Here is a 24,174-nt window from a genome sequence, read left to right on the forward strand (position 1 = left end):
CTACTCCCCCGCCCGGGCCGCGACCCGGTCCGGCATCCGGTCCGCGACGGCGAGCACGGCGGCCTCGAACGCGTCGAGCCCGCGGGCGACGTCGACCTCGCGGACGTTCTCGGCCGGGTGGTGGCTCACGCCGTCCTCGCAGCGGACGAAGAGCATGGCGACGTCGGTGACGGAGGCCATGGCCATCGCGTCGTGCCCGGCCCGGCTCCACAGGCACATCGGGTCGGGGTCGCCGGTGGACCGGATGCCCGCGACGACGGCCGCGTCGAGCCACGGCGCGCACGGGGCGGCGGACGCGGCGTGCGTCTCGACCGCCTCGACGCGCAGCCCGCGGGCGGCGCAGATGCCCTGGATCTCGGCCTGCGTGGTCTGCCACATCACGTCCCGCTCGGCGTCGGTGGCGGCCCGCAGGTCGAGGCTGAACACGACCCGGCCCGGGATGACGTTGACCCCGCCCGGGGTCACCTCGAATCGCCCGACGGTGGCGATGGTGCTCGAGGCGCGGGCCAGCCGCTCGACGGCGACGACGGCCTCGGCCGCCCCGACGAGGGCGTCCCGGCGCCGCTCGTAGGGGGTGCCGCCGGCGTGCCGGGCCTCACCGACCACGGACAGGCGGAAGCGCCGGGCCCCGGCGATGGTGCTCACGTGGCCGAGGGAGGCGCCGGCCTGCTCGAGCTGGGCGCCCTGCTCGATGTGCGCCTCGAGGTAGCCGAGCAGGTCCTGCGGGCGGCGGGCGGCCTCGTGGACGCGGCGCGGGTCGAGGCCGAAGGCGCGGAACGCCTCGAGCAGCGTGGTCCCGTCCCGGTCGCGCAGGTCCCACCAGTCCTCGTCCCACAGCCCGGCGACGGCGCTGCTGCCGAGCAGCGCCTTGCCGAACCGTGTCCCCTCCTCGTCGCTGAAGCCGACGACCTCGAGCGCGAACGGCAGGCCGTCGCAGCGCCCGCCCAGCCGCTCGAGCACGGCGACCGCCATGAGGACGCCGAGCATGCCGTCGAAGCTCCCGGCGTCCGGGACGGTGTCGAGGTGCGAGCCGAGGACGAGCGCGGGCAGACCGGGCTCGCGACCCTCGCGCCGACCCCACACGTTGCCGGCCGCGTCCTCGTGGACCGCCAGGCCGGCCCGCTGCATCCAGCGGGCCGTCGCGTCGTTGGCCGCCCGGTGCTCGGGCGAGAGGTGGACCCGCTCCAGCGTCGGCGGGGTGGCGGTGTAGCGGTCGAGCTCGGCGCAGCGCAGGAGCACCTCGGCCGCGCTCCCCCGCGGCGGCGCCCCGTCGGGGCCGCTCACCCGTACACCTCGAGCGCGGCGTCGACCCCGGCGCCCGGGCGCGGGGAGGTCCCGGCGCGGCGCAGCACCTGCTCCAGGGCGGCCAGGGTCGTGAGGACGGCGTCGGTGCGGGCGTTGTACCCCATCGTCCCGATCCGCCAGACCCGTCCGGCGAGGGGGCCGAACGAGGTGCCGATCTCGATGCCGAAGTCGGTGAGCATCGAGGCGCGCACCGCCTCGCCGTCGACGCCGTCCGGGACCCACACGGCGACGACGTTGGTCATCTTGTGCGCGACGTCGCCGAACACGGCGAGCCCGAGGGCCTGCACCCCGGCGAGCACCGCCCGCCCGTGCCGCGCGTGCCGGGCGTGGGCCTCGTCGAGGCCCTCCTCGAGGAGGATGCGGGCGCACTCGTGCGCGCCGTAGAGCATCGTCGTCGCCTCGGTGTGGTGGTTGAGGCGGCGCGGGCCCCAGTAGTCCATGACCATGGCGAGGTCGAAGTAGTTCGACGCGATGCGCCGCCCCCGCCCCTCGTCGCCGTCGGTGCGCAGACCGGCCTCGACGTGCCGGCGCCCCTGCACGACGTCCACCGCCCGCGGCGAGAGCGTCACCGGCGCACTGCCCGACGGCCCGGCGAGGCACTTCTGCAGGCCCGCCGTGACGACGTCGACGCCCCAGGCGTCGGTCTCGAACGGGTTGCCGCCGAGGGACGCGGTGGCGTCGCAGTAGAGCAGGGCGTCGTGGCGGCGGCAGACCTCGCCGAGGTCGGCCAGCGGCTGGCACATCGTCGTCGAGGTGTCGCCCTGGACGACGGCCACGACCGTCGGCCGGACGGATGCGACGGCCTCCTCGACCTGCTCGGGGGTGAACACCTCGCCCCACGGCACCTCGACCGTGTGCACCTCGGCCCCGCAGCGTTCCGCGATCTCGGTGAGCAGCAGCCCGAAGCGGCCGAAGACGGGGACGAGCACCCGGTCACCGGGCTCCAGCAGCGACACCAGCGCCGCCTCGATGCCGGCCCGGGAGGTGCCGTCGACGAGGAAGGTCTGCTCGTTCGCGGTGCGGAACACCTCGCGGTAGAGGGCCATGACCTCGGTCATGAGGGCGGTCATCGCCGGGTCGTACTGCCCGACGAGCTGGGTCGACATCGCCCGCAGCACCCGCGGGTCCACGGTGATCGGCCCAGGCCCCATGAGCAGGCGCGGAGGTGGGTTCACGGGGACGGACACCACGGCTGGCCTCTCTTCTCGCGGGCGGGCCCGGCCGAGGCTAGGCGGCGCCTGTTTCACCGGCGTTTCGTCCGGCGTCACCGGACGGTCCGGCGCGTCGCAGCATCCTGCCCCACGTGTGGTCGGGCCGGGCGGGGTCGACGGCGTCGCCGCGCACCAGCGTGCGCGTCACCCGGCCGGCCAGCGACAGGCCGTCGTAGGCGGAGAGGGGGTGGCGGTGCGCGAGCCGGGCGGCCTCGACCCGGACCTCCTCGGCCGTGTCGTAGACGACGAGGTCGGCGTCGGCACCCACCTCGATCCGGCCCTTGCGCCCGAGCCCGACGAGGTCGGCGGTGTTCCGGGACATCCAGCGGCTCACGTCCGCGAGCGGCACGTCCCGGCGCGCCGCCTCGTGGGCCACCGCCGCGAGCGAGACCTGGAGGCCGGAGATGCCGCCCCACGCCTGCTGCAGGTCGCCGTCGCCGCGCAGCTTCTCGAGCGGGGAGGCCGGCGAGTGGTCGCTGACGACCGCGTCGACCACCCCGGCCCGCAGCGCGTCCCACAGCGCCTCGCGGTTGCCGGCGTCCCGGATCGGCGGGCAGCACTTGAACTGCGGCGCGGCGTCGGGGATGCCGCCGGCGTCGAAGCACAGGTAGTGCGGGCAGGTCTCGACGGTGACCCGCAGCCCCTCGGCGCGGGCGGCGGCGAGGACGTCGAGGGCGCGGGCGCTGGACAGGTGCAGGACGTGGACCCGGGCCCCGGTCTCGCGGGCGCCGTCGACGACGCGCCGGACGGCCTCGACCTCGGCGCCGTCGGGGCGGGAGAGGAGGAAGTCGGCGTAGGCGCGGCTCGGCGGCGCCGGGGCCGAGGCCAGCGCCGCGGCGTCCTCGGCGTGGACGAGCATCAGCCCGTCGAAGGCCGCGACCTCGGCCAGGGCGGCCCGGAACTGCGCCGGGTCCAGCGGCGGGAACTCGTCGACGCCGGAGGGGGCGAGGAAGCACTTGAACCCGAAGACGCCCTCCTCCCACAGCGGCGCGAGGCGGCCGCGGTTGTCCGGCACCGCCCCGCCCCAGAAGCCGACGTCGACCATGAGCTCGTCGCGGGCCGCGGCGCGCTTGACGGCCAGGTGCTCGGGTGTCGTCGTCGGCGGCACGCTGTTGAGGGGCATGTCGACGAGCGTCGTGGCGCCGCCGAAGGCCGCCGCCGCGGTGGCGGTGACGAACCCCTCCCACTCGGTGCGGCCGGGCTCGTTGACGTGGACGTGCGTGTCGACGTTGCCGGGCAGGACGCACGCGGTGTCCGGCACCCGCAGGACCAGGCCCGCGGCGTCGTGCGCGAACGGCTCCAGGGCGGCCACCCGCCCGTCGCGTACCAGCACCGTCGCCGGGACGAAGGCGCCGTCCACGAGCACCCGGCGCGCCTGCACCGCGTCGACCCGCACGCCGGCCGCCTCAGCAGAACCCGGGCACGGTGGCCCAGGCCTCGGGGACCTGCGGGGCGCCCTCGCGCTGCACCGTGGCCTCGATGAGCCCGTAGGGCCGGTCGGCGGCGTGGAAGACCTCGTTGCGGTTCTCGAGGCCGAACGGGGCGAGGTCGACGAGGAGGTGGTGCTTGTTCGGGCAGGACATCCGCATCTCGGCGATGTCCGGGAACGCGGTGAGGACGGCCCGGCCGATCTCGAAGAGGGTCTGCTGGAGGGCCAGGGAGTGGACCGAGGCGAAGGTCGAGAGCAGCAGCGCGGTGACGGCCTCGTGGACGGCGTTGAAGTCGAGGTCGGTGCGGGTGTAGCGCCACCAGGCGGTCACCGACGTCGCGAGGACGCGGTCGTCGGTCTCGGCGAGCGTCGTGTACCGGTCGCGGGGGAAGCCGTGGAACTCCGAGCCGGTCGACTTCAGCAGGGTGCAGCCGGTGATCCCGGAGACGACGTGCGCCTGCCCGTCGACGAGCTGGACGACCGCCGTGCGCACCGACTCCCCGGAGCGAACGAAGGCATGGTCGTGCGGCCGGCCGTCGACGGTGATCCGCCGCCACGCGTACGACTCCGCCGCCCAGCGGCCGCCGGTGACCTGCTCGAAGGACTCGACGAAGTGGGTGCCGAGCGCGAGGAGGAACTCTTCCGGCGAGCCGACGCCCCGCTCCTTCGCGAACGCGTACACCGTGTTCTTCTGGGTGTCCGTGGCGACGACGTGGGAGTTGTCGCCCGCGGTGTGCGCGAGCGTGAATTCCCCCCGCAGCTGCGAGGTGACGTTGAGGTCCTCGATCTCGTGGACGGGGGTGTCGCGGGTGACCCGCACGAGCCGGCACTCCGCCTTGCCGTACTGGTTCGCGCCCAGGACGATGTCACCGTCGGCCATGTCGCTCAGCTCCCTCGGTAGGTCGTGTAGGAGTACGGAGCCAGCAGCAGGGCGAGGTGGTGGTGCGGCCGGTCGCCGTCGACGGTGACGTCCAGCCGGACGACGGGGTAGAGGGTGTCGCGGCCGGCGGCGGCGAACCACGGGCCGGTCGCGAACTCGAGGGCGATGTCGCCGGCATCGACCGTCGCGGCGAAGCGCACCCGGCCGTCGGCGTCGGTGCGCGCCTCCTCGAGGACCGACCCGGACGCGTCGCGCAGGACGAGGTCGAGGCCGGCGGCCGGGACCCCGAGCGCGGCGTCGAGGACGTGGGTGCTGAGGGTGCTCACGCGAGCACCGCCCGCAGCCGCAGGAGGGCGATGTCCAGCAGCTCGGCGTGGACGACGGCCAGCTCGGCCCGCTCGTCGTGGCCCAGCCGCTGCTCGAGCAGGTCGAGCATCTCCTCGCCGGAGCGGCCGGCGGCGCGCACGAGGTAGATCCACCCGAAGCGCTCCTCGTAGCGCCGGTTGCCGTCGGCGAGCCGTGCGCGCAGGTCCTCGTCCGCCGTGGCCACGCCGCCCTGCTCGCGCCGGGACATCGCGGCCGCGGCCCCCTCGCCCTGCGCGCGCTCGCCGATCCGGGGGTGGCCGTCCAGCGCCGCCCGCACCTCGGCCGGCGTCCAGGTCTCCCCCTGGGCCCGGGCGGCGGCGAGCAGCGCGGCCTCGTCCGGCCAGGGGCGTCCGGCGACGAGCGCCTCGACCCAGGAGTCGACGTCCGCGCACGCCCGCACCACCGCCGCCGCGTCGGCAGCGTCGGCGCTGTTGAGCCCGGCCAGGTCCATGGTGTCCTCCTCGGTCCGCGACGGTAGGAACGCCCCGTGTCAGGCGTCCGCCTCCGGTGTTTCGTCGACGTGAACTGCAGGTCCGTCCTCCGCTGCGGCCCGTCCGGGGTCCAGGCGGACCGCGTGGGCCAGCAGGTCCCGGTCCCGCCCCCGGGCGGCGAGCAGCGTCACCGCGCAGGGCAGGCCGCCGGTGGTCCGCAGCGGCACGGCGAGGGCGGGGACGCCGGCGAGCCCGGCCAGGCAGGTGAGGCGCAGCGTCGCCTCCCGGACCGCGGCCAGGCCGCCGTCCGGGCGCGGCGCCACCGACGACGCGGCCGGGACGAGCACGAGCCGGTCGGCCACCCGTTCGCGGATCCGCGCCCCGGCGGACGCCACGACGGCGGCGGCCCGCTCCCCCTCGGCCGCGGTGACCCCGCGGGCCCGCTCGAACCGGCCCCGCACGTCCGGCCCCAGGGTGTCGAGCCGGCCCTCGAGCCAGTCGCCGTGGCTCGCCCACGCCTCGCGGGCCTGGAGGGTCTGGAAGGCGGCGAGCCACGCGTCGTGCTCGGTGAGCGCCCAGTCCTCCTCCACCACCGGCCCGTCGTGGTCGGCGGCGAAGCGCTCGGCCGCGGCCCGGACGTCCGGGGCCGCGAGGTCGAGGAGGGCCCGCACGACGACGAGCACCGCGTCGGCGGCCGCGCCGGGGGCGTCGCCCGCTCCGTCCGCGGCCGGGGACGGCGGGAGCAGCACGTCGCCGACCCGGCGCAGCAGGTCGGCGGAGCGGCAGAGCCAGCCGACGGTGTCGAAGGAGGGCGCCAGCGGCAGCACGCCCGCGGTCGGGACCGCGCCGTGCGTCGTGCGCAGCCCCCAGAGACCCTGGTAGGCGGCCGGCACCCGGATGGAGCCGCCGGTGTCGGTGCCGAGCCCGATGCTCGCGTGACCGGCGGCGACGGCCGCGGCCGACCCGGACGAGGACCCGCCCGGCAGCCGCCGCGGGGCCGCCGGGTTCGGCGGCGTCCCGGTGTGGTGGTTCACGCCGGCCAGCGACCAGGCGAACTCGTCGGTCCGGCTGATGCCGCGGACGTCGGCGCCGGCGTCCAGGAGCGCGGCGATGGCGGTCGCGTGCGCCGGCTCCACGGGCGCGGCCCGCTCCCACGCGGGGTTGCCCGCGCCGACCCGCTGACCGGCCACGGCGAAGAGGTCCTTGACCGCCACCGTCTCCCCGGCGAGGGGACCGGCACCCGACCCGTGCACGAGCGGGTCGCCGACCACCCGCCAGATCCGGGTGTCGAGCGCGGGCGGGGGCGCGCCGACGTGCGCGGCGGCCACCACCCAGGCGCCGTCCCGGCGCTGCCACAGCTGGGTCTGCAGGCCGCGCCCGCCCCGCGTCGGGGCGGTGACGGCCACGACGAGCGCGTGGTCGTCGTCGACGGTGCGCACGTGGACCGAGAGGACCCGCCGGGAGGGTGCCCCGCCCCGGCCGGCGCGGAACCGGCCGATCTCGTCGTGCCCGACGAGCAGCCCCTCGGCGTCCCCGCGCAGGGTGTCCGGCCCGGGCGCGAAGAGGCGGCCCAGTGCGGGCAGGTCGTCGGACTGCAGCGCCCGCTCGTAGTCCCAGAACGCCTCCAGCAGCCCGGCCGGGGCCGCGCTCACCGGAAGTCCGCCGTGCGGATCGTGGCGTGGACGCCCTGGACGACGTCGACGACCTGGGTGACCTCGAAGTCGGTGGCCGCGGAGAGGTAGGCGTAGGCGTGCCGCTCGTCCATGCCGTACCGGGCGACGAGGAGGGCGATGGCGGCGCGCACGCAGGCCCGCATCGCCTCGTCGAGGTCGCGGTCCAGGCCCATCGGCACGAGGTGCGTGCTCGTCTCCGCCAGCGGCGCGAGCTCGCCGAAGCGGGCCGTCGCCTCCTCGCGGGCGACGGCGTCGAGCCGCAGGGTGACCCGCAGCGGCGCCTCCATCGCGGTGAGGGCGACCTCCCCGCCGCCCTGGGCGTAGTGCGGGTCGCCGACGTACACGAGCCCGCCGTCGACCTGGGCCGGGAGGTAGAGCGTGGACCCGGCGGTGAGCAGGTTGAGGTCGATGTTGCCGCCGTGCGGACCGGGGGGCACGGAGTGCGGGCGTTCGGACCCGGCGACGGCGACCCCCATGATCCCGAGGAAGGGGGCCAGCGGGAAGCGGGCGACCTGCTCCGACCCGGGGGCGAGCGGCAGGAGGCCGTGGGTCAGGTCCGGCGTGGTCGGCACGAACACGCTGTGCAGCGGCGCGCCGCCGCGGGGGTACTCCTGCGGCAGGGCGCCGCGGGCGTGCCGGTTCGAGACGACCCCGTACGGCACCCGCGGCAGCGCCTCGAGGACCGTCACGGCGACGAGGTCGCCCGGCCTGACCCCCGCCACCCGGATCGGGCGGCTCACGACGTGCGGCCCGTCGGTGCGGGGGTCGCGCACGAGGTCCGACGCGGCGACGGCCACGGCGTCGTCCAGGACCTCGTCCACCCCGTGGGCGCCGAAGAAGGCGCGCGGGTCGCGGCCCTGGTCCTCGAGGATGCCCTCGTGGCTCACGGTGTCGAGCGTGACCTCCGCCCCCGGCTCGACGGTGAGCACCGGGGCGTCGTCACCGCAGGGCAGCCGGCCCCACAGCACGGTGTCGACCTCGGCCGGCAGGTACTCCCGCGCCCGGACCGGTCCGGCTCCGGGCTGCAGCACGGGCGGCCCCGGCACGTCGTCCATGCCGAGACATCGTAGGCACCCCGGGCTCGCGGCCCGCGGGTCAGCGTTCCTGCTGGCGCTGGCGCGCGGTCCAGGCCCGCATCCGGGCGGGGTAGCCGGTGAGGTTGACGTCGTAGACCGGCACGTCGAGGTCGTGGGCGACCTGGAATGCCTTGGGCCGCGAGGGCAGGGCCCGCCGGGTCCACTCCCCGTCGTGCGCGATGAGGACGACGGTCGTCGCGGTGACGTTCGTCGCGGGCTCGACGTAGGCCTCCACGCCGCGGCGGCTGCGCGCGAACTCCTCGAGGTGACCGCGCGCGCTCTCCAGGTCGCTGCCGTCGTGCGGGGCGGCGCCCCCGCGTCGTCCGCGTCTCCACCACGCCATGCGCCCACGATAGGGCGTGGACCTGCGCGTCACCTGGAGTCCGCCGCGCGTCGCGCCCTCGTCCGGCAGGGCCGGTGGTGACAGGATGCGATGCAGCGCCCGGACGCCCCACCCACCGCGCCCCCGCGCCCCGACCCGCGCACGAGCGAGAGAGAGCAGCACCGGATGCCGGCCACCGCCGAGACCACCCATGACGTCGTCGTCCTCGGAGGAGGGAGCGGGGGCTACGCGTGCGCCCTGCGCGCCGCCGAGCTCGGCCTCACCGTCGCCCTCGTCGAGAAGGACCTCCTCGGCGGGACGTGCCTGCACCGCGGGTGCATCCCGACCAAGGCGCTGCTGCACGCGGCCGAGGTCGCCGACGCGGCCCGTGACGCCGGGCGCTTCGGCGTGCGGGCGACGCTGGAGGGGGTCGACATGCCGGCCGTCACCTCCTACCGCGAGGGTGTCGTCGGCCGGCTGCACAAGGGTCTGCAGGGGCTGGTCAGGGCCCGCGAGGTCGACTACGTCGAGGGCGAGGGACGGCTCGACGGGCCGGGCACCGTCGTCGTCGGCGACCGACGGCTCGTCGGGCGCCACGTCGTCCTCGCCACCGGCTCGTACGCCCGCACCCTCCCCGGCCTCGAGCCCGGCGGCCGGGTCGTCACCTCCGACGGCGCCCTCGGCCTCACCGAGGTGCCCGGGAGCGTCGTCGTCCTCGGCGGCGGCGTCATCGGCGTCGAGTTCGCCTCCGTCTTCGCCTCCTTCGGCTCCGAGGTCACCGTCGTCGAGGCGCTCCCCCGGCTCGTCGCCGCCGAGGAGCCGGCAAGCTCGGCCGCCCTGGAGCGGGCCTTCCGCGGCCGCGGCATCACCGTGCGCACCGGCGTGCGGTTCGAGTCCGCCGACCAGGACGACGCCGGCGTCACCGTCCGGCTCGAGGGCGGCGAGGAGCTCACCGCCGACCTCGTGCTCGTCGCGGTCGGGCGCGGCCCGGTCACCGAGGGCCTCGGGTACGCCGAGGCCGGCGTGACCCTCGAGCGCGGCTACGTCGTCACCGACGAGCGCTGTCGCACCGGCGTCGACGGGCTGTGGGCGGTCGGCGACATCGTCCCCGGCCTCCAGCTGGCGCACCGCGGGTTCGCGCAGGGGATCTTCGTCGCCGAGTCCATCGCCGGCCTGGACCCCGCCCCCGTCGTCGACACCCTCGTCCCGCGGGTCACCTACAGCGACCCCGAGGTCGCGTCGGTGGGGCTCACCGAGGCCCAGGCGCGCGAGGCCCACGGCGAGGACGCCGTCGAGGCCTCCGAGTACGCCCTCGGCGGGAACGGCCGGTCGCAGATCCTCGGGACCAAGGGGTTCGTCAAGCTCGTCCGGCTCGTCGACGGCCCGGTGGTGGGGGTCCACATGGTCGGCTCGCGGATGGGCGAACAGGTCGGGGAGGCCCAGCTCGTCGTCTCCTGGGACGCCTTCCCGGAGGACGTCGCGGCCCTGGTCCACGCCCACCCCACCCAGAACGAGGCCCTCGGCGAAGCCCACCTGGCGCTCGCCGGCAAGCCCCTGCACGCACACAACTAGAGTGATGTCCGCCACCGCCCACGAAGGAGAGCACCACTGATGTCCGAACGCGTACAGATGCCCGCACTCGGCGAGTCCGTCACCGAAGGGACCGTCACGCGGTGGCTCAAGAGCGTCGGCGACGAGGTCGCGGTCGACGAGCCGCTCCTCGAGGTCTCGACCGACAAGGTCGACACCGAGATCCCCTCGCCGGTGGCGGGCACGCTGCAGGAGATCCTCGTCGAGGAGGACGACACGGTGCCGGTGGGCGCCGACCTCGCGGTCATCGGCGACGGCGACGCGGCCGAGGGCTCGGACTCCGGCGGCGACGAGCAGCCCGCCGACTCCGGCGCGGAGCCCGACTCCGGCGGTGGCTCGGGCAAGGGCCCGGACGACGAGGTCGAGGACCCGGCCGACACCGAGGCCGTGGCCGACGCCGGCGACGAGGGTGGCCAGGACGCCGCCGAGCCCCAGCAGTCCGACGACGGCGGCTCCTCGCCGGAGCCGTCCGCGGACGCGGGCGGGTCCTCCGGGGACTCGGGCTCCTCCGGTGGCGGCAGCGGCGACGGCACGACCGTGACGATGCCCGCGCTCGGCGAGTCGGTCACCGAGGGCACCATCACGCGCTGGCTCAAGGCCGAGGGCGACGAGGTCGCGGTCGACGAGCCGCTCCTCGAGGTCTCGACCGACAAGGTCGACACCGAGATCCCCTCCCCCGCGGCGGGCACGCTGACGAAGATCCTCGTCCAGGAGGACGAGACGGTGCCGGTCGGCGCCGACCTCGCGGTCGTCGGCGGGTCCGGCGGCGGTGGGGCCGAGGAGTCCGGGCCGGCGGCGGAGCCCGAGGCGAGCAGCGAGGAGCCCGCGGAGGAGCCGCAGGCCGAGGTGGAGGAGCCGGAGCCCGCGTCGGACACCGAGCAGGCCGACGAGCAGCCCGAGCCGTCGGGCCAGGACGCGGCGCCGGCCGACGAGGCGCCCCAGCAGGAGACCCCCGACGAGGCGGCCGCGCAGGCCGACGACGCGCCCGAGGCCGGGTCCGACGACGACTCCGGACGCAGCTCCGGCGGCGGCTCCGGTGACGACGAGCCCGCGGAGCAGCCGCAGGCCACGGCCCCGAGCAGCGGCAGCGAGGCCGGCGGCGACGCCTCGGCCTACGTCACGCCGCTCGTGCGCAAGCTCGCGGCCGACCACGACATCGACCTCGCGACGATCGAGGGCAGCGGCATCGGCGGCCGGATCCGCAAGCAGGACGTGCTCGCCGCGGCCGAGGCCAAGAAGGCCCCCGAGCCGGAGCCGGAGCCCGAGCCCGCGAAGGAGGAGTCCGCGCCGGAGCCCGCCGCGAAGGAGCCGGCCCGGACCTCGTCGTCCTCGTCGGCGTCCGTCGACGAGAGCCGGCGCGGCACGACGCAGCCGATGTCGCGGCTGCGCCGCACCATCGCCCGGCGGATGGTCGAGTCGCTCCAGACCTCGGCCCAGCTGACGACCGTCGTCGAGGTCGACGTCACCCGGATCTCCCGGCTGCGCGACCGGGCCAAGGCCGACTTCCAGCAGCGCGAGGGCACGAAGCTCAGCTTCCTGCCGTTCTTCGCGCTCGCGGCGGTCGAGGCGCTCAAGGCGCACGCGATGGTCAACGCGAGCATCGAGGACGACCAGGTCACCTACCACGGCACCGAGAACGTCGGCATCGCCGTCGACACCGAGAAGGGGCTCATCGTCCCGGTCATCAAGCACGCCGGCGACCTCAACATCGCCGGGCTCGCGCGCGGCATCGCCGACCTCGCGGACCGGACCCGGTCGAACAAGATCACCCCGGACGACCTGGCCGGCGGCACGTTCACGATCACGAACACCGGCTCGCGCGGGGCGCTGTTCGACACCCCGATCATCAACCAGCCGCAGGTCGGGATCCTCGGCACCGGCGCCGTCGTGCGGCGCCCGGTCGTCGTGAAGAGCGAGGACGGTGGCGAGACCATCGCCATCCGCTCGATGGTCTACCTGGCCCTGTCCTACGACCACCGCATCGTCGACGGCGCGGACGCCGCGCGCTTCCTGTCGACGATGAAGGAGCGGCTGGAGGAGGGGGCGTTCGAGGCCGACCTCGGTCTCTGACGCCGCCGCCACCGTGGCCCGCATCGCCGTCACCGGCTCGTCCGGTCTCATCGGCACCGCCCTCGTCGCCGCGCTCCGCAAGCGCGGCGACGAGGTCCTGCGGCTCGTCCGCCGGTCGCCGTCCAGCGAGGACGAGGTCCGCTGGGACCCCGCGTCCCGCCGCCTCGACCCCGCCGTCCTCGACGGGGTCGACGGGGTCGTCAACCTCGCGGGCGCCGGGGTGGGCGACCACCGGTGGACCCCCTCCTACAAGCACGAGATCCTCTCCTCGCGCACCGACAGCACGGCCGCGGTGGCCACGGCCGTCGCGGAGACGGGTCGCCCGGTCCGTCTCGTGTCCGGCTCGGCCGTCGGCTTCTACGGCGACCGCGACGACGAGGAGCTCACCGAGGCGAGCCCGCCCGGCAGCGGCTTCCTCACCGACGTCGTCCTCGCCTGGGAGGCCGCCGCGCACCCCGCGACGGACGCCGGGGCCCCGACCGCCTTCGTCCGCACCGGCATCGTCATGTCCCCCGACGGCGGCGCGATGCAGCCGCTGCTGCGGCTCGGTCGTCTCGGCCTGGCCGGCCCGCTGGGGTCCGGCCGCCAGTTCTGGCCGTGGATCACCCTCGTCGACGAGGTCGGGGCGATCCTGCACCTGCTCGACCACCCCGAGGTCACCGGACCGGTCAACCTCGCCGCCCCGGAGCCCGCCCGGCAGCGGGAGATCGCCTCGGCCCTCGGCGACGCGCTCGGCCGGCCCGCGGTCCTGCCGGCGCCCTCTCCCGCGCTCAAGCTGGTCGTCGGCGAGTTCGCGGGCGAGATCCTCGGCAGCCAGCGCATCGTCGGGACGGTCCTCGCCGACAGCGGCTACCGCTTCACCCACACCGACCTGGCCGGCGCCGCCCGCTGGGTCACCGCCTGACCCGCGCCCGGCCCCGGCGGACCCGCGCCCGGCCCCGGCGGACCCGCGCCGCGCCGCCGGGCGGCCTCGGCACCCCCGTCAGGGCGGGCCGACGTCCACCACCCGCCAGCCGTCCGCGGTCCAGGCCAGCTCGACGACGACGTCGGTGGGCGGGGACGCCGGTCGGCGCTGCGCGGGCCCCCCGCCGGGCCCGGCCACGGTGTACGCCGACGTCCGCAGCCGGGCCCGCAGGGTCGCGCGCTCCTCGTCGGCCCGGACGACGGCGACCCGCGACACCCGGTAGGTGAGCCCCTCGTACCGCAGGTCGCGTCGCCGGAGCGCCCCGAGGTCCACCTCGTCGCGGGCGCGCAGCGGGCCGTCCTCGGCCCCGGCCCCGGCGAGGTGCCGGGGGTCGCCGGTGCGCCAGGCCTCGGCCCGCGCCTGCGCCAGGACGGCCAGCAGGTCGGTCGGCCGGTCCGCCGCGGCGAAGACGTCGGCCCGGGGGTCCGCGGGACGGGCGGGCAGCGGACCCGGGGCACGCCCGGTCCGGGACGCCCCCGGTCCGGTCCGCCCCGCCGAGGCCGACGTCCCCGCGGACTCCGCCGACGTCGCCGGCCGCCCGGACGTCGGCGGCGCCGGGTGCGGCAGCGCCCCCGCGACCCCGGCCAGCACCGCGCCGCCGGCGCACACCCCGGCCAGCGCCGCGACCCCGAGCGCCGCCCGCCGGCCCGGGGGGCGACGCCGCAGCTCCTCGGCCCCCGGTGCCCGGGGCCCGGGCGGGGACGACACCGCCGGCGGGGTCCGCGTCGGCCGCCGCCCCGGGCGGGACCCGTCTCGGGGCCAGGACGGCAGCCGCCACCGCCGACGCACCGGCTCGGGCTCGGGCGGTGCCGTCGCGGCCGCGCGCAGCCGGTAGGTGACGGCGCTGACCTCGTCCTCGCCGTGGACCAGGCGCAGCGGCTCGGGGTCGGCGACGGCGAAGATCGCGCCGGCCAGCGCGTCCGCCGACGGGCGCCGCTCGGGCCGCGAGGCCGCCGCCGACTCCAGCACCTCGACGAGGGTGTCGGCGGCCGGGCCGGCGCGGGACACCTCGGCCAGCGCCGGCCGCAGCCCCGGCGGGCCGGGCGGCGCGCCGGCCAGGCAGTGCCAGCCGAGCGCGCCGAGGGCGTAGACGTCGGCCGCCGCGGCGGGGTCGGCACCGAGCAGCACCTCCGGCGCGACGTAGCAGTCGGTCCCCCAGACGGCGCTCGCGGCCTCGCCGACGACCCGCCCGAGCCCGAGGTCGGCGAGCACGGGCCGGCCGTCGAGGTCGAGCAGGACGTTGCCGGGCGAGACGTCGCCGTGGACCACCCCGGCGGCGTGCAGCCGCCCCAGCGTCGCGGCCAGGGGTGCCAGGACGGTGACGACCTCGCCCGGGGTGAGGTGCCCGCGGGCCGCGACGAGCCGGCCGAGGCTGCCGCCCCGCAGCAGCGGCAGGACGAGGGCGAGCCGGCCGTCGTCGAGCGCGACGGTGGCCTCGACGGCGAGCACGTGGTCGGCGGCGACCCGCGAGGTGACGGCGGCCTCGCGGGCCGCGGCGTCCAGCGCCTCCGGGTCGGCCCGGAGCACCTTGACGGCCACCCGGTGGCCGTCGGCCTCGCGGACGCCCTCCCAGACCTCGCCCGAGCCGCCCGCGCCGAGGACGTGCCCGAGCTCGTAGCCCGGGACGCACGGTGCGGTGGCGGTCGGCATCACCCCACCGTGCCCGATCCGGGCCCGGCGCCCGGGCGGTTGTCCACAGCCCCTAGCGTGGGGCCGTGCCCGCCGACGCCCCGACGATCCTCGCCACCTCCGGCGGCTACCGCGAGGGCTCGCGCACCTGGCTCGAGTTCGGGCCGCTGGTCCACCACGCCGTCGACCTCTCCGGGGTGCACGGGCGCCGCCCGCGGGTCACCGTCCTCGGCACGGCGAGCGGCGACCAGCGCTGGTTCGCCGCCGAGGTCCACCAGGCCGGCGCCGTCGCCGGCTTCGACGTCACCGTCCTGGACCTGTTCTCGATGCCGAGCGTCGAGGACGTCCCCACGCACCTGCGCGAGCAGGACGTCGTGTGGGTCGGCGGCGGCTCGGTGGCGAACCTGCTCGCCGTGTGGGCGGTCCACGACGTCGGGACGGCGATGCGGGCCGCGTGGGAGGCCGGCGTCGTGCTGTCCGGGGTCTCGGCCGGCTCGATCTGCTGGTTCGTCGGCGGCACCACCGACTCCTTCGGCCCTCGGCTGCGGGCCGTGACCAACGGCCTGGCCCTCCTGCCCTACGGCAACGGCGTCCACCACGACTCCGAGCCCGGCCGCCGCCCGCTCGTCCGCGCTCTCGTCGCCGACGGCACCCTGCCCACGACGCACTGCACCGACGACGGCGCCGGACTCGTCTACCGCGGCACCGAGCTCGTCGGGGCCGTCACCGAGCGCCCCGGCGCCGGTGCCTACGTCGTCACCCGCGAGGGCGAGGACGTCGTGGAGGAACGGCTCGACGTCGCCCTCCTGCCCTGAGCCCGCGGGCGCTCCCCTAGGGTCGGCGGGATGACGACCACCGCGCTCGTGCTCGACGCCGGCGGCGCCCGCTCGGGCTACCAGGTCGGTGTCCTCCAGGTCCTCCTGCCCGCCCTGGACGACCTCGGTGCCCGGCCGCGCGTCCTCGTCGGGAGCAGCGCCGGCGGGCTCATCGCCGCGGCCGTCGCCGCCACGGCCCGGCGCACCGTCGCGGACCAGGTCGAGGCGCTGGGCACCCTGCTCGGCCATGGGACGAAGCCGCGGGTCATGCGCCCGCTGTGGCGGCAGCTGCCGGAGATGGCGCTGCGCTACGCCTCCGAGACCGTCGGCTGGTCCGGCTTCCGCCTCCGCGGGATCATCGACACCGGTCCGCTGGCCGCGACCCTGCGCGAGCACGTCGACTGGGGGGCGCTGCACGACAACCTCGCCGACGGCACCGCGGTCGACACCCTCGCGGTCACGGCGTCGTCGGTGCGCACCGGACGGGTCGTCCTCTTCACCGAGGGCGGGCGGCCCCTGCCCGACCTGCCCGCCGACCGGCACCGCCACTACGTGCGGACCCGGCTCACCACCGACCACCTCATGGCCTCGGCCGCGGTGCCCGTGCTCTTCCCGTCGGTGCACGTGACCGAGCCCGCGGCGGCGGCCGACTGGTACGTCGACGGCGCGACGCGCAGGCGCACCCCGCTCGCCCCGGCGCTGGACCTCGGCGCGGATCGGGTCGTCGCCGTCGGCACCGGCCGGCGCGAGGCGCCGGAGTCCGCCCCCCGCGACGACGGCCGCGACGTCGACCTGGCCGACAGCGCGGCGACTCTGCTCGGCGCCGTCATGGACGACCCGCTGCGGCACGACCTGCGCCGGCTCCGCGAGACGAACGTGCTGGCCGGCGACCGCGGCCTCGCCACCGCCCTGGCCCGGGCCGGCGGCAGTGACCGGCCGCTGCGGGAGGTGCCGTACGTCGGCATCGCCCCGCGCGACGGCGACGCGTTGGCGGCCGCCGCGCTCGACACCTTCCGGCGCAACCACGGCTCCCTGCGCGCCACCCTGCGTGACCCGGACCTGCAGATCGTGCACCGGATCCTCGGCAGCGACAGCCCGCTCCAGGGCGAGCTGCTCAGCTACCTGATGTTCGACCCGGACTTCTCCGCCGTCGCCGCCGACCTCGGCCGCAAGGACGCCCGCGCCTGGCTGCGCGAGCACCCCGGGGTGTTCGTCACCTGACGCCGTCGGCGCCCCCGGACCGGGACCCGGCCGCGTCGGCGTCGGCCGGGCCGTCGCCGGCCTGGGCGTCGTCGTCCGCGTCGGCGGTCGGCGCGCCCGGGACCACGTCGGGGTCGGGGTGGGTGCCGGCCGCGTGCCGACCGGGGCCGGAGGAGCCGCCGTCGGCGACGAGCCGCGCCGGCCACCAGACCCGGGAGCCGATGTCGTAGGCGGAGGCGGGCACGAGCAGCGACCGGACGACGAAGGTGTCGAGCAGGACGCCGAAGCCGACGATGAACGCGATCTGGACGAGGAAGACCAGCGGCAGCACCGACAGGGCGGAGAAGGTGGCCGCGAGGACGATGCCCGCGCTCGTGATGACGCCGCCGGTGACGGCCAGCCCGGCGAGGATCCCCGGACGGGTGCCCTTGCGCACCGACTCCTCGCGGACCCGGGTCATGAGGAAGATCGAGTAGTCGATGCCCAGCGCCACGAGGAAGACGAAGCCGTACAGCGGGATCGAGGGGTCCCCGCCGGAGAAGCCGAAGACGTGGTCGAAGACGAGCGCGGAGATGCCGATGGTCGCGCCGAAGGACACGACGTTGGCGACGACGAGCAGCAGCGGCGCCACGAGGGAGCGCAGGAGCAGGGCCAGGACGAGGAAGATGACGACCAGGATCGTCGGCACGATGACCGTGAGGTCGCGGCCGCTGGCGTCCAGCGCGTCGAGGTTGGTCGCGGCGTTCCCGCCGACGAGCGCGTCGGGGCTCACCGCGTCGAGGTCGGCCCGCAGCCGGCGCACGGTGTCCTCGGCGCCGGCGCTGTCCGAGGCGTCCGTGGTCGTCGCCTGGACGAGCACGTCGCCGTCGACGACCTTGGGCGGCTGCGGCTCCTGGCCCGGCTGCGGCGGCGTCGTCCCGAGGTAGGCGCCGTCGATGCCAGGGTCGTCCTGGACGACCCGCAGCGCGGCGTCGGCGTCCGCCTCCGGCACGACGACCTGCAGCGGCGTGGCGGACCCGGCCGGGAAGTGCTCGCCGATGACCTGCTGCGCGGTCACCGAGTCGACCTCGGTGAGGAAGGTCTCCTCGATCGTCGCGCCGTCGGCCTTGAAGGTCGGGACGAACGCGGCCGCCGCGAGGAGGACGACGAGCGTCGACACCCACGTCCGCCGCGGGTGCCGGCCGACGAGCCCGGCCACCCGGCCCCAGAGCGAGCGGGTGCCGACCTTGTCCTCGGCGTGCTCGTGGTCGATCTTGGGGCGGAACGGCCAGAAGGACACCCGGCCGAAGAGGAGGAGGACGGCCGGCAGGAAGGTCAGGGACGCGAGCAGCGCGCCGGCGATGCCGAGGGCGCCCACCGGCCCGAGCCCGGAGGTGCTGCGCAGCTCGGCGAGCAGGAGGCACAGCAGGCCGAGGATGACGGTGGCCGCCGACGCCACGACCGGCTCGACCGAGCCCCGCCAGGCGCGCTTCAGCGCGGACCACGAGTTCACGTCGTCGTGCAGCGCCTCCTTGAAGCGGCTGACGAGCAGCAGGGCGTAGTCCGTCGCCGCGCCGACGACGAGGATGAAGAGGATGCCCTGGGACTGCCCGGACAGGGTGATGACGTCGTTCTTCGCCAGCTGGTAGACGACGAGCGAGGCGGCCGACAGCCCGAGGACGGCGCTGACCAGCACGGCGATCGGCAGCACCGGGCTGCGGTAGACGACGAGGAGGATGACGAGGACGACGAGCAGCGCGACGCCGAGGAGGATGCCGTCGATCCCGGCGAACGCGGACGAGAAGTCGGCGATGAGGCCGCCGGGGCCGCCGACGTAGGCCGTGAGGCCCGCGGGCGTCAGCACCTTCTCCGCCTCGTCGCGCAGGACCGTGGCGCCCTCGGCGAGCGGGGTGGTCTCCCCCGCCGCCTCCGAGGCCCGGGGGCCGTCGAGCGGCACGGCCAGCAGCACCGCCTCGCCGTCCTGCGAGGGGATCGGCGTGATCGGGGTGCCGCTCACGAGGTAGTCGCCGAGCGTCTCCTCCCCCTCGATCTTCGGTAGTGCCAGGCCGGGCAGGTCGGCGGCGTACTCCTGCACGGCCTGGACGTCGGCCTCGTCGAGGCTGCCGCCGCCGGTCCTCTCGACGACGACGAGGTAGGGCAGCTCGTCGCTGTCGCTCAGCTGCGCGACGGCCTCGGAGACCCTCGTCGACTCCGCGTTCTTGGGCAGGAACGAGGCGTTGTCGTTGTCCTGGACGCCGGAGAGGCGGCCCTGGGCCATGCCGCCGAGGGCCCCGACGACGAGCCACACGAGGATCACCACCACCGCGGCGGCGAGGACGGGTCGGGGACGCCGGGCCGGGTTCGCCGGTCGCTCGGGCTGCTCGCTCATGGACGAAGCCTAAGAGAAGGCTGAGGGCCGGCGCCGCGGGGTCGGACATCCCGCCGCGGCGTACCGTTAAGGACATGCGCTTCGTGCACCTCGGCTACGCCCCGGACCTCGTCGACTACGAGGAGGCGTGGGCCACCCAGCGAGAGGTCCACGCCCAGGTCGTCGACGGCTCCCTCGGCGACACGACGCTGCTGCTCGAGCACGCGCCGGTCTACACGGCGGGCAAGCGGACCGAGCCGCACGAGCGCCCGGTCGACGGCACCCCGGTCGTCGACGTCGACCGCGGGGGCAAGATCACCTGGCACGGGCCGGGGCAGCTCGTCGGCTACCCGATCGTCCGGCTGCCGGAGGTGCCGATCGACGTCGTCGCGCACGTCCGGCGGCTCGAGGAGGCGATGATCCGGGTGGGCCGCGAGTTCGGCGTCGAGACCGTCCGGGTCGAGGGGCGCTCCGGGGTGTGGGTGCTCGCCGACGACCGCGGTCCGGACCGCAAGCTCGGAGCCATCGGGGTGCGGGTGAGCAGGCGGGTGACGATGCACGGCTTCGCGCTCAACTGCGACGCGCACCTGTCCTGGGCCGACGCCATCATCCCCTGCGGGATCAGCGACGCCGGGGTGTCCTCGCTCACCGCCGAGGCCGGTCGCCGGGTCACCGTCCAGGACGTGCTCCCCTACGCCGAGAAGCACCTGGCCGACGTCCTCGACCGCGCCTGACCACCCCCGCCGCCGGGACCGGTGTCGCACCCCCGGCGTACGCTGGACGCGTGACTGTCGCACCCGAGGGACGCCGCATGCTGCGGGTCGAGGCGCGCAACGCCGAGACCCCGATCGAGCGCAAGCCCGAGTGGATCCGCACCACCGCGCGGATGGGCCCGGAGTACTCCGCCATCCACTCGATGGTCAAGGGCCAGGGCCTGCACACCGTGTGCCAGGAGGCCGGCTGTCCGAACATCTTCGAGTGCTGGGAGGACCGCGAGGCCACCTTCCTCATCGGCGGTGACACCTGCACCCGGCGCTGCGACTTCTGCGACATCGCCACCGGCCGGCCCCAGCCGCTGGACCTCGAGGAGCCGCGCAAGGTCGCCGAGTCGGTCCGCACCATGGGCCTGCGCTACGCCACGGTCACCGGCGTCGCGCGCGACGACCGGCCCGACGGGGCCGCCGGCCTCTACGCCGACACCATCCGCCAGATCCACGCCCTCAACCCGAACACCGGAGTCGAGATCCTCCCGCCCGACTTCGGCGCCAAGCCGGAGCTCGTCTCGCAGGTCTTCGACGCCCGCCCCGAGGTCTTCGCCCACAACCTCGAGACCGTGCCGCGCATCTTCCGCCGCATCCGCCCGGCCTTCACGTACGAGAAGTCGCTCGCGGTCCTGTCGATGGCGCGCGAGGCCGGTCTCGTCACGAAGTCCAACCTCATCCTCGGCATGGGCGAGGAGGACCACGAGGTCGAGGAGGCCATCCGCGACCTGCACGACGCCGGCTGCGACATCCTCACCATCACCCAGTACCTGCGCCCCTCGCCGATGCACCACCCGATCGACCGGTGGGTCAAGCCCGAGGAGTTCGTGCACTGGAGCGAGGTCGCCGAGGACGTCGGTTTCAAGGGCGTCATGGCCGGCCCGCTCGTCCGCTCGTCCTACCGCGCCGGCCGGCTCTGGGCGACGGCGATGGCCCGCTGGGGCCGTCCGGTGCCCGAGCACCTGGCGCACCTCGCGCAGGCCGCCTCCGACCCGGCCCGCCAGGAGGCGTCCACGTTGGTGGCGAAGGCCCGCGGCGCCGTATCCTGAGGCCCCGCCTGCGCCGCCCGTCCCGGCGGCACGCCCCCGACGAGGAGCCCCGACCCCCGTGTCCGAGAAGCCCGAGAAGAAGACCGGCCGCATCGCCGAGATCCGGCAGGCCTACACCGCGCTGAAGTCGCTGGACCCGAAGCTCGGGCACTGGATGCTCGGCGCGGCCCTGCTCGTCGCGGCGGTCCTGATCGGCGGTGGCTTCCTCCTCGGCGGGTTCTGGCGCTGGTACGGCATCCTCGTCGCCATCCCGGCCGCGGCGCTGGCCGCCGTCATCGTCATGAACCGGCGGGGCAACACGGCGATGTACGGGGCGCTCGACGGCAAGGTCGGCGCCACCGGCGCCGCGCTCACCGGGCTCGGCAAGCGCGGCTGGTACGCGAACCAGGAGCCGGTCGCCATGGAGGGCGCCCGCGGCACCCGCGCCCAGGACCTCCAGGGCGCGGCCATGGTCTTCCGCGCCCTCGGCCGGCCCGGGGTCGTCCTCATCGGCGAGGGCCCGTCGGGCAGGGTCGCGAAGATGCTCAAGCAGGAGGAGAAGAAGGTCGCCCGCGTCGCCCCCGGCGTCCCGGTGCACCTGTGGACCGTCGGCGACGGCGAGGACCAGGTCCCGATCCGCAAGGTGTCCTCGAAGCTCACCCGGATGAAGCCGGTGCTCTCCAAGGCCGAGGTGTCGGTCGTCAACAAGCGGCTCACCTCCCTCGGCGGGCTCAAGCCCCCGATCCCCAAGGGCGTCGACCCGACGAAGGTCCGGATGGACCGCAAGGCGATGCGCGGCCGCTGACGCCCTCCCCGGACCCCGACCCGGTCGCGACATCGCGACGGTCGTCGTCGGCGGCCGGGGTCAGTCGTCGTCGCGCGCCACGGCCTTGGGGCGCACGATCCGCGTGCCGGCGACGTAGTCGTGCAGGAGCCGGCCGTCACCGGCGCGCACGAGCCCCGGCAGGAACAGGCAGGCCAGGGCGGTGCGGACCAGGACCTGGAGGGCGAAGAGCCCCGGGCGGACCTGCCAGACCTGGAGGCCGAGGAGCCGGTGGCCGAGGGTCGACCCGGTGAGCGCGACGAGCGCGGAGCTGGCGACGAAGAACACCCCGACGGCCGCCCACGAGCTCTCGGGGACGCCGAGCAGCATCGCCGGCTCCTCCCCCGGGCGCAGGACGAGGTCGTAGGGCAGGACGAGGAAGGTCACCGTCACCGCCAGCGCCCAGTCGACGAGGAAGGCGAGCAGCCGCCGCCAGAGCTCGGGGTCGAGCGCCTCGGCCGAGGCCGCCGGCGCGCGGTCGGTGGCGCTCATCGCGTCGGGGACGGGCTCGTCGGCGTCGGGCGTCGCGGGGCTCACGGCATCCAGGGTATGGACCCGGCGCGGGTCGTCCGGCGAGCCCCCCGAGGCCGCGCAGGCGACGTCTCATCCGGGGTCCACGTTTCGGGCGCGTCGTCCCACCCGTTGATACGGTGGTCGGCGTTACACCGTCGAAACATGCGGGTGACGGTCCCGACACCACCCCGCCCTACGTTCGTCGGCAACGCCACCAGGGCTGGCTCATGGCCCCATGCACCGAACCAGGAGGTTCAGCATTGTTCAGCTCCGCTGACGAGGTCCTCGCGTACATCGAGAAAGAGGACGTGAAGTTCGTCGACATCCGGTTCTGCGACCTGCCGGGCATCATGCAGCACTTCAACGTGCCCGCCGAGACGGTCGACAAGGACTTCTTCACCAACGGTCAGATGTTCGACGGGTCCTCGATCCGCGGCTTCCAGGCCATTCACGAGTCCGACATGAAGCTCATCCCGGACCCGACGACGGCCTACGTCGACCCGTTCCGGGCCGAGAAGACGCTGATCATGAACTTCAGCATCGTCGACCCGTTCACGGGTGAGGCCTACAGCCGCGACCCGCGCAACATCGCGGCCAAGGCCGAGGCGTACCTCAAGACCACCGGGATCGCCGACACGGCGTTCTTCGGCGCCGAGGCGGAGTTCTACGTCTTCGACGACGTGCGCTTCGAGACCAAGCAGAGCGCCAGCTACTACTTCATCGACTCCGTCGAGGCCGCGTGGAACACCGGTCGCGCGGAGGAGGGCGGCAACCGCGGGTACAAGACGCGGTACAAGGGCGGGTACTTCCCCGTTCCGCCGGTCGACCACTTCGCCGACGCCCGCGACAAGATCTGCCTCAACCTCGCCAAGGTCGGCATCACCGTCGAGCGCAGCCACCACGAGGTCGGCACGGCGGGCCAGCAGGAGATCAACTACAAGTTCAACACCCTCCTGCTCTCCGGCGACGACATGATGAAGTTCAAGTACGTCGTGAAGAACACGGTCTGGGCGCTCGGCAAGACGGCGACGTTCATGCCGAAGCCGATCTTCGGCGACAACGGCTCGGGCATGCACACCCACCAGTCGCTGTGGAAGGACGGCGAGCCGCTCTTCTACGACGAGCGCGGCTACGGCGGCCTCTCGGACATCGCGCGCTGGTACATCGGCGGCCTCCTCACGCACGCCCCCGCGGTGCTCGCCTTCACGAACCCGACGATGAACAGCTACCACCGTCTCGTCCCGGGCTACGAGGCGCCGGTCAACCTCGTCTACTCGGCCCGCAACCGCTCCGCCTGTGTGCGCATCCCGATCACGGGGGACAGCCCGAAGGCCAAGCGCATCGAGTTCCGCGTCCCGGACCCGTCGTCCAACCCGTACCTGTGCTTCGCGGCGCAGCTCATGGCCGGCCTCGACGGGATCAAGAACCGCATCGAGCCGCCGGAGCCCGTGGACAAGGACCTCTACGAGCTGCCGCCGGAGGAGCACGAGAACATCGGGCAGGTCCCGGCCTCGCTACCGGCCGTCCTCGACGCGCTCGAGGCCGACCACGAGTTCCTCCTCGAGGGCGACGTCTTCACCGAGGACCTCATCGCGGCCTGGATCGACTACAAGCGCACCAACGAGGTCGACCCGATCCGCTTCCGCCCGCACCCGCACGAGTTCGAGATGTACTTCGACATCTGAGCCGTCCGGTCACGGCCCGAGGGGCGCCTCCGCATCAGCGGGGGCGCCCCTCGCGC

21 protein-coding genes are annotated in these 24,174 nt (G+C 75.4%); 9 read left to right on the forward strand and 12 right to left on the reverse strand.

Features of this window, described 5'->3' with window-relative positions; genetic code table 11:
• The 9 genes from EPD83_RS03405 to EPD83_RS03445 form a co-directional block, all read right to left on the reverse strand.
• Positions 1 to 1,284, reverse strand: coding sequence for an allantoate amidohydrolase (locus EPD83_RS03405; protein WP_128368236.1), 1,284 nt, complete (start codon positions 1,282 to 1,284; stop codon positions 1 to 3).
• The gene (locus EPD83_RS03410; protein WP_128368135.1) at positions 1,281 to 2,456 is read right to left on the reverse strand and encodes a pyridoxal-phosphate-dependent aminotransferase family protein; all 1,176 of its coding nucleotides are present in this window, start codon (positions 2,454 to 2,456) and stop codon (positions 1,281 to 1,283) included. The genes EPD83_RS03405 and EPD83_RS03410 overlap by 4 nt, the downstream gene beginning before the upstream one ends.
• A gap of 76 nt (positions 2,457 to 2,532) precedes the next feature.
• Positions 2,533 to 3,912 (reverse strand): allantoinase AllB, encoded by a 1,380-nt coding sequence (gene allB / locus EPD83_RS03415; RefSeq protein ID WP_165566199.1) that lies wholly within the window; start codon positions 3,910 to 3,912, stop codon positions 2,533 to 2,535.
• A gap of 10 nt (positions 3,913 to 3,922) precedes the next feature.
• A complete protein-coding gene (pucL, locus tag EPD83_RS03420; RefSeq protein WP_128368060.1) occupies positions 3,923 to 4,825 on the reverse strand; it encodes a factor-independent urate hydroxylase in 903 nt (300 codons plus the stop codon).
• A 5-nt stretch (positions 4,826 to 4,830) separates the two neighbouring features.
• Positions 4,831 to 5,151: a hydroxyisourate hydrolase gene (uraH, locus tag EPD83_RS03425; protein ID WP_128368061.1), complete on the reverse strand. Its 321-nt coding sequence runs from the start codon at positions 5,149 to 5,151 to the stop codon at positions 4,831 to 4,833.
• Positions 5,148 to 5,642 (reverse strand): 2-oxo-4-hydroxy-4-carboxy-5-ureidoimidazoline decarboxylase, encoded by a 495-nt coding sequence (uraD, locus tag EPD83_RS03430; RefSeq protein WP_128368062.1) that lies wholly within the window; start codon positions 5,640 to 5,642, stop codon positions 5,148 to 5,150. The genes uraH and uraD overlap by 4 nt, the downstream gene beginning before the upstream one ends.
• A gap of 39 nt (positions 5,643 to 5,681) precedes the next feature.
• Positions 5,682 to 7,274 (reverse strand): AtzH-like domain-containing protein, encoded by a 1,593-nt coding sequence (locus tag EPD83_RS03435; protein WP_165566200.1) that lies wholly within the window; start codon positions 7,272 to 7,274, stop codon positions 5,682 to 5,684.
• The gene (locus EPD83_RS03440; RefSeq protein ID WP_165566201.1) at positions 7,271 to 8,350 is read right to left on the reverse strand and encodes an acetamidase/formamidase family protein; all 1,080 of its coding nucleotides are present in this window, start codon (positions 8,348 to 8,350) and stop codon (positions 7,271 to 7,273) included. Before EPD83_RS03440 ends, EPD83_RS03435 begins: the two co-directional genes overlap by 4 nt.
• A gap of 40 nt (positions 8,351 to 8,390) precedes the next feature.
• Positions 8,391 to 8,714, reverse strand: a complete 324-nt coding sequence (locus EPD83_RS03445; protein WP_128368327.1) for a hypothetical protein — start codon at positions 8,712 to 8,714, stop codon at positions 8,391 to 8,393.
• 165 nt (positions 8,715 to 8,879) lie between these two features.
• Here EPD83_RS03445 and lpdA point away from each other — a divergent pair, with 165 nt between their 5' ends.
• The 3 genes from lpdA to EPD83_RS03460 are packed head-to-tail and all read left to right on the forward strand — an operon-like array spanning position 8,880 to position 13,257.
• Positions 8,880 to 10,265, forward strand: a complete 1,386-nt coding sequence (gene lpdA / locus EPD83_RS03450) for a dihydrolipoyl dehydrogenase (protein ID WP_128368328.1) — start codon at positions 8,880 to 8,882, stop codon at positions 10,263 to 10,265.
• Positions 10,266 to 10,304: 39 nt separating this feature from the next.
• Positions 10,305 to 12,353 (forward strand): 2-oxoglutarate dehydrogenase, E2 component, dihydrolipoamide succinyltransferase, encoded by a 2,049-nt coding sequence (sucB, locus tag EPD83_RS03455; RefSeq protein WP_165566202.1) that lies wholly within the window; start codon positions 10,305 to 10,307, stop codon positions 12,351 to 12,353.
• Between the two features lie 13 nt (positions 12,354 to 12,366).
• Positions 12,367 to 13,257 carry a TIGR01777 family oxidoreductase gene (locus EPD83_RS03460; RefSeq protein WP_235950321.1) on the forward strand — a complete coding sequence of 297 codons (891 nt, stop codon included), beginning with the start codon at positions 12,367 to 12,369 and terminating at the stop codon, positions 13,255 to 13,257.
• Between the two features lie 78 nt (positions 13,258 to 13,335).
• Here EPD83_RS03460 and EPD83_RS03465 read toward each other — a convergent pair whose 3' ends face one another.
• Positions 13,336 to 14,967 carry a serine/threonine-protein kinase gene (locus EPD83_RS03465; RefSeq protein WP_128367529.1) on the reverse strand — a complete coding sequence of 544 codons (1,632 nt, stop codon included), beginning with the start codon at positions 14,965 to 14,967 and terminating at the stop codon, positions 13,336 to 13,338.
• A gap of 65 nt (positions 14,968 to 15,032) precedes the next feature.
• Between EPD83_RS03465 and EPD83_RS03470 the strand changes: the two genes are divergently transcribed.
• The gene (locus EPD83_RS03470; RefSeq protein WP_128367528.1) at positions 15,033 to 15,761 is read left to right on the forward strand and encodes a Type 1 glutamine amidotransferase-like domain-containing protein; all 729 of its coding nucleotides are present in this window, start codon (positions 15,033 to 15,035) and stop codon (positions 15,759 to 15,761) included.
• A gap of 30 nt (positions 15,762 to 15,791) precedes the next feature.
• Positions 15,792 to 16,982, forward strand: coding sequence for a patatin-like phospholipase family protein (locus tag EPD83_RS03475; protein ID WP_128367527.1), 1,191 nt, complete (start codon positions 15,792 to 15,794; stop codon positions 16,980 to 16,982).
• Here the strand turns inward: EPD83_RS03475 and EPD83_RS03480 are convergent.
• Positions 16,975 to 19,329 (reverse strand): MMPL family transporter, encoded by a 2,355-nt coding sequence (locus EPD83_RS03480; RefSeq protein ID WP_165566203.1) that lies wholly within the window; start codon positions 19,327 to 19,329, stop codon positions 16,975 to 16,977. The two genes, EPD83_RS03475 and EPD83_RS03480, sit on opposite strands and share 8 nt — an antisense overlap.
• Positions 19,330 to 19,403: 74 nt before the next feature.
• On the opposite strand from EPD83_RS03480, the gene lipB reads away from it, so the two are divergent.
• From lipB to EPD83_RS03495, 3 genes are read left to right on the forward strand one after another with little or no spacing between them, the layout of a single operon-like run.
• Positions 19,404 to 20,042 (forward strand): lipoyl(octanoyl) transferase LipB, encoded by a 639-nt coding sequence (gene lipB / locus EPD83_RS03485; protein WP_128367726.1) that lies wholly within the window; start codon positions 19,404 to 19,406, stop codon positions 20,040 to 20,042.
• A 50-nt stretch (positions 20,043 to 20,092) separates the two neighbouring features.
• Positions 20,093 to 21,118, forward strand: coding sequence for a lipoyl synthase (gene lipA / locus EPD83_RS03490; protein WP_205859391.1), 1,026 nt, complete (start codon positions 20,093 to 20,095; stop codon positions 21,116 to 21,118).
• A 58-nt stretch (positions 21,119 to 21,176) separates the two neighbouring features.
• Positions 21,177 to 21,902, forward strand: a complete 726-nt coding sequence (locus EPD83_RS03495) for a DUF4191 family protein (protein ID WP_128367725.1) — start codon at positions 21,177 to 21,179, stop codon at positions 21,900 to 21,902.
• A 60-nt stretch (positions 21,903 to 21,962) separates the two neighbouring features.
• On the opposite strand, the gene EPD83_RS20840 is transcribed toward EPD83_RS03495, so the two are convergent.
• The gene (locus tag EPD83_RS20840; protein WP_128367724.1) at positions 21,963 to 22,457 is read right to left on the reverse strand and encodes an RDD family protein; all 495 of its coding nucleotides are present in this window, start codon (positions 22,455 to 22,457) and stop codon (positions 21,963 to 21,965) included.
• 236 nt (positions 22,458 to 22,693) lie between these two features.
• Here EPD83_RS20840 and glnA point away from each other — a divergent pair, with 236 nt between their 5' ends.
• On the forward strand, positions 22,694 to 24,118 hold the full coding sequence (gene glnA, locus EPD83_RS03505; protein WP_165566204.1) for a type I glutamate--ammonia ligase: 1,425 nt from the start codon (positions 22,694 to 22,696) through the stop codon (positions 24,116 to 24,118).
• The last annotated feature ends 56 nt before the right edge of the window (positions 24,119 to 24,174 follow it).

This window comes from Phycicoccus flavus (genome assembly GCF_004025965.2).
Classification (GTDB): Bacteria; Actinomycetota; Actinomycetes; order Actinomycetales; family Dermatophilaceae; genus Phycicoccus; species Phycicoccus flavus.